8 protein-coding genes are annotated in these 8,409 nt (G+C 51.6%); 4 read left to right on the top strand and 4 right to left on the bottom strand.

Annotation, left to right across the window (positions count from 1 at the left end; translation table 11 throughout):
- Positions 1-625 precede the first annotated feature (625 nt).
- Positions 626-1,387 (top strand): thiazole synthase, encoded by a 762-nt coding sequence (locus Q0438_RS09610; protein ID WP_299190435.1) that lies wholly within the window; start codon positions 626-628, stop codon positions 1,385-1,387.
- Positions 1,388-1,682: 295 nt separating this feature from the next.
- Here Q0438_RS09610 and Q0438_RS09605 read toward each other — a convergent pair whose 3' ends face one another.
- Entirely contained in the window at positions 1,683-2,300 is a 618-nt protein-coding gene (locus Q0438_RS09605; RefSeq protein ID WP_299190434.1) for a tetratricopeptide repeat protein, read from the bottom strand.
- A 314-nt stretch (positions 2,301-2,614) separates the two neighbouring features.
- Between Q0438_RS09605 and thiH the strand changes: the two genes are divergently transcribed.
- Genes thiH through Q0438_RS09590 form a run of 3 tightly spaced genes read left to right on the top strand, consistent with a single transcriptional unit; the run spans position 2,615 to position 5,710 of the window.
- Positions 2,615-3,748, top strand: coding sequence for a 2-iminoacetate synthase ThiH (thiH, locus tag Q0438_RS09600; protein WP_299190432.1), 1,134 nt, complete (start codon positions 2,615-2,617; stop codon positions 3,746-3,748).
- Positions 3,741-4,457, top strand: a complete 717-nt coding sequence (locus tag Q0438_RS09595; protein WP_299190431.1) for a hypothetical protein — start codon at positions 3,741-3,743, stop codon at positions 4,455-4,457. Before thiH ends, Q0438_RS09595 begins: the two co-directional genes overlap by 8 nt.
- A complete protein-coding gene (locus tag Q0438_RS09590; RefSeq protein ID WP_299190430.1) occupies positions 4,451-5,710 on the top strand; it encodes a thiamine phosphate synthase in 1,260 nt (419 codons plus the stop codon). The genes Q0438_RS09595 and Q0438_RS09590 overlap by 7 nt, the downstream gene beginning before the upstream one ends.
- A 373-nt stretch (positions 5,711-6,083) precedes the next feature.
- Here the strand turns inward: Q0438_RS09590 and Q0438_RS09585 are convergent, their stop codons facing one another.
- The 3 genes from Q0438_RS09585 to Q0438_RS09575 form a co-directional block, all read right to left on the bottom strand.
- On the bottom strand, positions 6,084-6,242 hold the full coding sequence (locus tag Q0438_RS09585) for a hypothetical protein (RefSeq protein ID WP_299190428.1): 159 nt from the start codon (positions 6,240-6,242) through the stop codon (positions 6,084-6,086).
- Positions 6,243-6,452: 210 nt separating this feature from the next.
- Positions 6,453-7,262, bottom strand: coding sequence for a DUF3108 domain-containing protein (locus tag Q0438_RS09580; protein ID WP_299190426.1), 810 nt, complete (start codon positions 7,260-7,262; stop codon positions 6,453-6,455).
- A gap of 615 nt (positions 7,263-7,877) precedes the next feature.
- Positions 7,878-8,120 carry a helix-hairpin-helix domain-containing protein gene (locus Q0438_RS09575; protein ID WP_298086241.1) on the bottom strand — a complete coding sequence of 81 codons (243 nt, stop codon included), beginning with the start codon at positions 8,118-8,120 and terminating at the stop codon, positions 7,878-7,880.
- Between the last annotated feature and the right edge of the window lie 289 nt (positions 8,121-8,409).

The following is an 8,409-nucleotide window of genomic DNA, read 5'->3' as shown; positions in this document are numbered from 1 at the left end:
TGGGGTTGCTTGCGCCACGCGTGGCGATCTGCGCCGCACATCAGGCAAACGTCGCGCTTAGGCTGATTTTGGGTGAGGAGGGCTAGCTTGGCGCTTATCATTGTGCGCCTGCATTTCTAAATTTACGCGTTTTACGCGTTTTTATGCGTGCCACTTAAATCGGGCTTTGCACTATTATTTTTGAGAAGCGGCGAGCGTTTCGGCGGGTATACAGCGCGTTTTAAAGACGATGTGAATTTACTGCGCGCCGCGTAAATTTAGTCGCGAGATCTAAATTTAAACGACGAAATTTAAACCCTTTGCCGTGCCTAGCTAGCGGGCAAGTAGAATTTTAAAATTTATTCGGCGCGAGCGAGCTACTTTTGAACATAGGATTTAAAATTCCGCGCAGCGAAGCGAGCCGCAGTCTGCGCTTGAAATTTTAAAATTTTATGTCGTGGCGTAAAATTTTGACGAGAAATTTTAAAGCTCGGGCGCAGCGTCGTGCAGCGTGTAAAGCGACAGATAGAAGCAAGGCGCGCAATCTGTGCCGCAATTTCGCGCCGTGTATAATGCACCGCGCAAGCACTGATATTGCGCTATTTGCGCCGTATGTGAAAACGAAATTTAAACTAAAGAGGATAGAATGGACGATAAACTGATCTTAGGCGGCAGGGAGTTTAGCTCACGCCTGATAATGGGCTCTGGTAAGTTCGATCACGCGATGATCGACGCCTGCGTACGGCATGCGGGCTGCGAGATCGTCACGCTCGCGCTGCGCCGCGTAAACGAAAGCAAGAGCCGCAATATCTTGGATTTCATCCCCCGCGGCGTTACGCTGCTGCCAAACACCAGCGGCGCGCGAAACGCCGAGGAGGCGCTGCGGATCGCACGGCTCGCGCGCGAGCTAGGATGCGGCGACTTCGTAAAGATCGAGATCATAGGCGATAGTAAATACCTTCTGCCCGACAACTCCGAGACGATCAAGGCCTGCGAGGCCCTGGCGCGCGAGGGTTTCGTGCCGCTTGCCTACATGCACGCCGATCTGTGCGTCGCGCGCGATCTGGTAAGCGCAGGAGCCGCCGCCGTGATGCCGCTTGCAGCACCGATCGGCTCCAATCGCGGGTTGATGATGCGCGGAATGATCGAAATTTTGCTCAGCGAAATCGACGTGCCGATCATCGTAGATGCGGGGCTCGGCGCGCCTAGCGAGGCCTGCGAGGCGATGCAGATGGGCTGCGCTGCGGTGATGGTAAATACGGCGATCGCCACGAGCGGGGATCTGGCGTTGATGGCGCGGGCGTTTGCGCTCGGCGTGCAGGCGGGGCGCGATGCCTATCTGGCGGGGCTCGGCGCCGTTTGCAAAACGGCCAGCGCAAGCTCGCCGCTAACGGGATTTTTGAGGTAGCGGTTAAAATTTTAAGCGCGTTTGATTGCGCGAGCCGTGTTTTTTTGCGCGGAATTTGCATTTTTGAGCCATACATATCGCACAAGGTTTTTGCGCCATGTGAGTTAAATCCCAGCGCGCTTTGTTAAGCCCTATGCCGAACGACGTAAATTCCGCACTTCGCTAGGCGTCTTAAAGCACTGCGGCGAAAAGTAATTTGGTAGCGGTACAATGCGCGGCAAGCTCGGCGATGAAATTTTAAAATTTAATCGGGCTGAAAGTAGCCCGATTAAGAGAAGCTGGATCGATCGGCAGACTATTTTAGTATGTCGTATTTGTCGCAGAATTCTTTTAAATAGTCTTTAAGGTAGCCGAATAGCCCTGGGTCATTTTTACCCATTTCGCAGGCTTTTTGATAGTATTGCACCGCTCTTGCTCTGTCGCCGTCGGCTTGAAGACCTGAAGCGAAATTCCCGCAAGCTATCCAAACTCCTGCATCGCAAGCTCTTCTGTAATATCCCATAGCCCTCGTTATATCCATTTTAACGCCTTTGCCATTCGCATACATAGCGCCTAGATTGTTGCAGCCGCCAGCAAACTTACCGTCGCAAGCTTTATTATATAGTTCGACAGCCTTTTTATAATCTTTTTTTACCCCTTTGCCGTCGAAGTACATTTCTCCCAAATCTGAGCAAGCCATATAATCATTTCCGTCGCAAGCTTTTTTGTAAAAATAGAGCGTCTTTTTATAGTCCCTATCGGATGCGTTTCCCCCGAATACGGTCGGATCTTTATAAAGAGCGCCGGCGTAACCGCAAGCTTGAAGATTGCCCGCTTTGCATTTTTGCTCATATTGTTTTCTTAGCGATTGAAATTGCGTTTCGCCAAAAGCCAAAGAGCCCAACAGGACTAAACCTAAAATGATTTTTTTCATTACTTCTCCTCTAAAATTTTTCATATTATCTCATTTTTCATCGTCAAATATTGTCATTTTACGTAGCTAAAATTTTATTTGCCTCCCTGATTTAAAAAATTTCGCAAAATTATATCCCCCCTCTCTTAATAAACACTAAAATTTAAAATACGAATAGGCGCCCCTCGTTTTGCAATTTTTTATCTAAATCCTGCTAAAATGCGCCTTTAAGCTAAATGGCGAAAAATTCGCGCCGCATAAATTTGCACGCAAAAACGCGCTGCACGGAATTTAAGCGGAATTTAAATGGAAATTTAAAAAGGAAAATTTTAAAGATGAATAAAACCGGCTACCTAGCGGGCATGGAGGATATCGGAAGCGAGATAATGGAGCGCACGCTTGCTCTGCGCGAGGGCTTTTGCGAGGACGCGAGCGAGGCGGACGTGCAAAGGGCGATCGGCGCGAAAAACAGAACTCTACGCGATTTTGCCGCTCTACTAAGCGTGCGCGCGGGCGAGCATTTGGAGCAGATCGCCAGCGCTGCGGCGCGCGAAAAAGCGGCGCATTTTGGCAGCAATATCGCCGTTTTTACGCCGATTTACATCTCAAACTACTGCGACAATCTCTGCGTTTACTGCGGCTTTAACTGCAAGAACAAAATCGCGCGCGCAAGGCTCGATGAGGCGCAGCTAAAGGCGGAGTTTGAGGCGATAGCGGAGAGCGGACTAGAAGAAATTTTAATCCTCACTGGCGAGAGCGAGAAAAACAGCCCCGTACGCTACATCGGGCGCGCCTGCGAACTCGCGCGGCAGTATTTTAAGGTGATCGGTGTCGAAATTTATCCGATAAACTCCGCTGATTACGCCTATTTGCACGCTTGCGGCGTCGATTTCGTCACCGTTTTTCAAGAAACCTACGATCCCGCGCGCTACGCGCAGCTGCATCTTGCGGGCAACAAGCGGGTTTTTGCGTATCGCTTCGCAGCTCAGGAGCGCGCGATTAGAGGCGGTATGCGCGGCGTGGGCTTTGCGGCGCTTTTGGGGCTCGGGGACTTCCGCCGCGATGCCTTTGCCACGGGCGTGCACGCGTGGCTGCTTCAGCGCAAGTACCCGCGCGCCGAGATTGCTTTTTCGGTGCCGCGCCTGCGCCCGATCATCAACAACGACAAAATAAACCCGAAGGACGTCGGCGAGCGCGAGCTGCTGCAGGTGATGTGCGCGTATCGGCTGCTGCTGCCAAGTGCGCAAATCACGATCTCCACGCGCGAGAGGGCGGGCTTCCGCGACAATGCGATCAGGATCGCGGCAAGTAAAATTTCGGCGGGCGTAAGCGTGGGTATCGGCGGGCACAGCGAGCAGAGGGGCGACGAGCAGTTTGAGATCAGCGACGCGCGCAGCGTAAGCGAGGTCTGCGAGGCGATCCGCGGCGGCGGGCTGCAGCCGCTAATGAGCGAGTATATCTATGTGTGAGAGCGCAGATATGCGAGCTTACGCCGCGAAACTTCGGCACGAAAGACTTGCTTCAGCGGCGAAATTTTTAGAATTTTATGCGGCGAAATTCTGCGCTCGCATGGGTAAAATTTGCAATGCTTTTTTAAGAGGCGAGATTTGCGGTGCGCTACTTGCGGGTAGATTTAGTGCCGCTAGACGTAGCAAAATTCGTAGCGTAAAATACTACGCCGAATTTTACAGCGCCGCATGCCGCGATAAAATTTATGGCGTTATGACGGATGATAAAATTTTCGGCACCGCATTAGGGGGCGCGGTAAATTCCGAGCTTCAAAATGCGTGCGTAAATTTGAGGCCTCGGAATACATACGCGGATTTAAAATTTAAAGGTAGCGCAAATTCCGAACCTACAGGCGGCTTAAATTTTAAATTTAAAAACGGCACGAGCTTCAGGTTCTTATGTGGCGGCAATACAAAGCCGATAAAATCTAATGGTTCGGCAGATGCTTTAAACCCTAGCGGCGCGAACAAAATTTTAGCCTCTGTCTGGACGGGCAGAATTTTAAGTTCTAGCGCAGAGGTGGGAATTTTGGCTTCAAGCCTGGCGAATAAAATTTTAAACCCTAGCGCTGCAGGTGAAATTTCAAAGCCAAATGCTACGGGCAAAATTTTAAGCCTCAGTGCTGTGCCGCGCACGGATTCTGAGCTAAAGGGGGCAAGCGGATGCTAGATTTAGAGCTTGCTTCGCGCATTACGATCATCACAAATCGCGCGCTCTGCGGCGGCGATGCGGCGCTGCTCTCGCGTATGGCGGATTTTGCTGCGGCGGGCGTAGGCGAGATCGTCGTGCGTGAAAAAGACCTGAGCGAGAAAGCCTACGCGGCGCTGTTTGATAAAATTTTACGCGCCTGCGAGAGTGGGTTTTGTGCGGATACAGCCCGTGCGGACGGGATTTTTGCAGATGAAGCTCGTGCCGCTAAATTTAGCGAAACCCAAGCTTTCGCGGGCGGATTTAACGCGAGCGCGGCCTGCGCGGATAAAATTTCACTCTACGAGCGCGGCGCAGACGAAGTTTCGCCAAAAAAGCTCGATTTGGACAGTGGCAAGAGCGAGATTTGCGCGGATGCGGTCCGCAAGCACGGTGTCGTTACGGGTGAGATGCGGCCTAAAAATTTGGCTTGCGTTTTAGATGAAAATTTGTCCGAAAATTTTATCGGCGCTGCAAATTGCGCGGACGATAGCGAGCTGGGCGAGATTTCGCTTCGCGGCGCCGTATGCGAAACGAAACTAGCGGCAGAAGGCGTATGGAGCGCAGAAAATGCGGAAAGTATGCGGAGTACGCAAAGTGCGGAAAATACAAATGATGGGCATAGTGCAAAAAACGCACGGGGCTCGCGGAGCGCGCAGTATGCAGAAAACTCGGAAAATATAGAGGGCGTAGAAAATTCACAGAGCGTGAAAAAGGTGGAAAACTCGCAGAGTGCGGAGGGCGTGCAGATAGCAGAGAGTGCAAGGCGCCAGCCTGCGGTCTTTGTGCATAATTTCGCGGATTTTGCGCTGCGCAAGGGCGAGAGAAATTTATGGCTGCCGCTCGGGGTTTTGCGGAGCTTCAGCGCGGCGCACGGTGCGGAGTTTTTGCGCGCAAATTTCAAAAAACTGATCGCTTCCTGCCACAGCGAGGCGGAGGCGCGCGAGGCGCTGGAGTTGGGTGCGAGCGCAATCTGTCTGAGCCATATATTTGCGACTGATTGCAAGGCGGGGCTCGCACCGAGGGGGCTAAATTTGATCCACGCCGTGCGGAAGTTTTTCGCGGGCGAAATCTATGCGCTGGGCGGCATAACGCCGCGCAATTTTGCCTCCGTCCTACGCGCGGGAGCCGACAGGATCTCCGTTATGAGCTCAGCGATGGCGGCGCGGGACGCTTCTAGCTTCGTAGCGGAATTTCAAAGACTCTATCAGACCGCTCGCGGCGGCAAAATTTAATAAATTTAAAACTCGAAGCGGCTTCATTCTGGCGCAGGCGGCGGTATTTTCGAGTATTCTCAGCGCTTTTATTCAAAGCACGGCAGTTTTGTTTGATGCTTGGATGCGACAGCTCGTTTTAATATCTGAGTGCGACAGTTTCTTTGAGCGAATACGGCGGCTGTAGCTTCGTTTGGCTTTCGTCGTAGCGGCGACTTAGGCAGCGCGCGTTTTTTTAGTTTGTTTGCAGACGTGGGCTGCATGGATAAAATTTAATTGCAAGCCGAATTTTCGCGCTAAATTCTTTAAATTTACTCGTTGCGTCTTATTGGGCGCCCAAAACAGATCGCGCCGCTTGAGCGGAGAAATTTATCTCTGTATTGCGGCTTTCTGCCTACGGCATGCAGAGTACCGTATCGATCCGCGCGGCGTAAAATTTTAAAATTCTAGGCGCGCTTGATCTGTAGGGTATGTGACGGGCGATGTAAATTTTGTATTCAGAGGCTTGCGTAGCCGCGCTTAAAACACGTAGTATCGTAAAATTCGCGCTCATGGCGCCCGTCGCTCAAAGATATACAGTGCGCTGTATTTTCAAGACCCGTCGCTGTGATAAAATTCGCACTTGCCGAGAAGCCGTATAAGGAAATCGCGCAGCGTGCTTCAACCATTGAAAGCGCCGAAATTTTATTCCGCAGAAGCTCGCGCGGAGCTGCAAATCAAAACTCAAGCCGCGCCTAAATTTTAAAACTCGGCGGCGCAAATTTCATTCCACGAGCCGCGCGCGGATGTCGCCGAAGAGCAGCACGTCCTTCAAAACGGCGCGATCGGCGTAACCGCGCTCATTTAGGCTCAGGTGCAGCTCGCCTCGGCTGCTAGAAAATATCGGCTGGTTTATGAAAACCACGTAAATCGCCGCAGCCTGCTTATCCGCGCCATGCTCGCCAGGTTTAGTGCTTGCCTCGGCGCTAGAGTTTGCATTTGCATCGCTAGGCGGCGGGACGCCAAGCTCGCTCGCGATATCTGCAGCGGCGCTTCCGCGCGGCCTTTCGATGTCGATCCTTCCGTCAGCGCTTTTTGCGCCCGCAGCTCGGACGAAAAATTTATCGCCCGAGTGCGGGATCTTAGAGAAATTGAAAAACAAACTCAGCAGGTCGTTCGTCGCGAAGTAGGGCAAAATTTCGTCGCTTACGAGCTGTAGCTCGCCGCCCGCGCCCTTGAACTTTTGAAATTTTATCGTTTTGCGCGCGTAGTCGAAGGCGTAGGTTTTGCGCTCGTTTTTCGTAGTTTTGCCCTTTTTGCGCGAGACCTCGTGGACGTAGAGATCGGGCATCAAAAGCCCCGCCACGACGCGCCCCTTTGAGCGGAAGCTCTCGCGCCTTTGTCCGCTCAGGCTGCCCGCGACGCCCTGTGCAACGGCATCCATGACGATCTCGTAGCGATCGCCCTGCCGCACGAGCCGCGTATTTGCGCTGCCGACTGCGCCGAAAACGCCGAACGAAATTTCATATTTCGCGCTGATCGTCTCGCTAAAAAGTGCGCTCGCGCATAAAATCAAAAGAGTAAAAAATTTCATTTTAACCGTCCTTCCGCTTTGCGGCGCCCCAATTATACGGCACCCGTAAAATTTACACTTTTTGTGTCGCCCGTAAAGCTCGCGCGATAATCTGCGCGGCGTTCGTAAAATTTACGTCAAAAAAAAGCAAAACTCGCGCCGCCTATTTCATTTTCTCCATAGCGTGATTATTAAAATATCAGCAGCCGCCACTCCTTGCCGTCGTGAAAGACCGCGCCGTGCGTGCCCGCCTAAAGACACCGACTGTCGCCGCTTTTATATTTGCGACGCATATACGGCTCGGCGCGCGCTTGCCAGAAATCGGAGCGATTTTATATTTCGTGCAGGCTACTTCATCGCAAAGCGTGCCTGTGAATAAAATCAAAATTTAATATTGCAGCTATGTTTGTACTTCGCACTAGCCGATTTACCGCGCCTGTAAAATTTACGCTCTTTGCGCCGCACATAAAACTCGCGCATAAAATTTGCGCCCTCGCAATTAAAGCACTCGTTAAATTTACGCTTTTTGCGCGGCGTCGTTTTGTGTCGCAAACACGGCCGCGTCGGTTGCTTGCAAATCCGCTTAAATTTAAACGGATCCGCTTTCAACGACTTGCGCGGGTCAAATTTGTAAATTTAATCCTTCCAAAGCCACCATTTCAGCTTGGCTTTGTCGGGACGGGGCGTATTGGCGTAGTAGCAAACCATGCGGTAAACGTAGAGGATGCACCTGTCGCTGCCGCGCCCGAGCGCCTTTGTGCGTTCAAACATCTCGTGGGGATCCGCGCCCTTTAGCGAAGCGATATCCTCGTAGCCGAGCGCCAGTAGATCCGCCTCTGTCGCCTCACCGACATATGGGATTTTCTTAAAATCGCTCAAATTTACCTCAACTCTCTTTTAAGCTCCGCCAAACTCGCTGCTTTGAATGAAATTTTAAATTTCATTTGTGCGCTACGGCTCGCTAAATTTTATTTCTCTGCCGCGCCCGGTCGTCGTTCAGGCCGCGCTTTTGCAATGATTTGATTAAAATTTCTTGCGCGCGAAAACCACGCTTAAAATGATTTTGGACCAAATTTTACGCAAGCTCGAGCGTTAAATTTGCCCCAAAATTCGCTCGCAAATTTCGCGCGGATCGGCGCTTTGATAGATCGGGCGACCGACTACGATA

Origin of the sequence: uncultured Campylobacter sp. (assembly GCF_938030785.1) — a bacterium.
GTDB lineage: Bacteria > Campylobacterota > Campylobacteria > Campylobacterales > Campylobacteraceae > Campylobacter_B.
This window is presented reverse-complemented; position numbering and strand designations above follow the sequence as displayed.

Excerpts from the sequence above, each read along its gene's own strand:
- Q0438_RS09585 (WP_299190428.1), bottom strand. The coding sequence starts at position 6,242 with ATGAGCGCGAATTTTACGATACTACGTGTTTTAAGCGCGGCTACGCAA.
- Q0438_RS09605 (WP_299190434.1), bottom strand. The coding sequence starts at position 2,300 with ATGAAAAAAATCATTTTAGGTTTAGTCCTGTTGGGCTCTTTGGCTTTT.
- Q0438_RS09580 (WP_299190426.1), bottom strand. The coding sequence starts at position 7,262 with ATGAAATTTTTTACTCTTTTGATTTTATGCGCGAGCGCACTTTTTAGC.
- Q0438_RS09595 (WP_299190431.1), top strand. The coding sequence starts at position 3,741 with ATGTGTGAGAGCGCAGATATGCGAGCTTACGCCGCGAAACTTCGGCAC.
- Q0438_RS09610 (WP_299190435.1), top strand. The coding sequence starts at position 626 with ATGGACGATAAACTGATCTTAGGCGGCAGGGAGTTTAGCTCACGCCTG.
- Q0438_RS09590 (WP_299190430.1), top strand. The coding sequence starts at position 4,451 with ATGCTAGATTTAGAGCTTGCTTCGCGCATTACGATCATCACAAATCGC.
- thiH (WP_299190432.1), top strand. The coding sequence starts at position 2,615 with ATGAATAAAACCGGCTACCTAGCGGGCATGGAGGATATCGGAAGCGAG.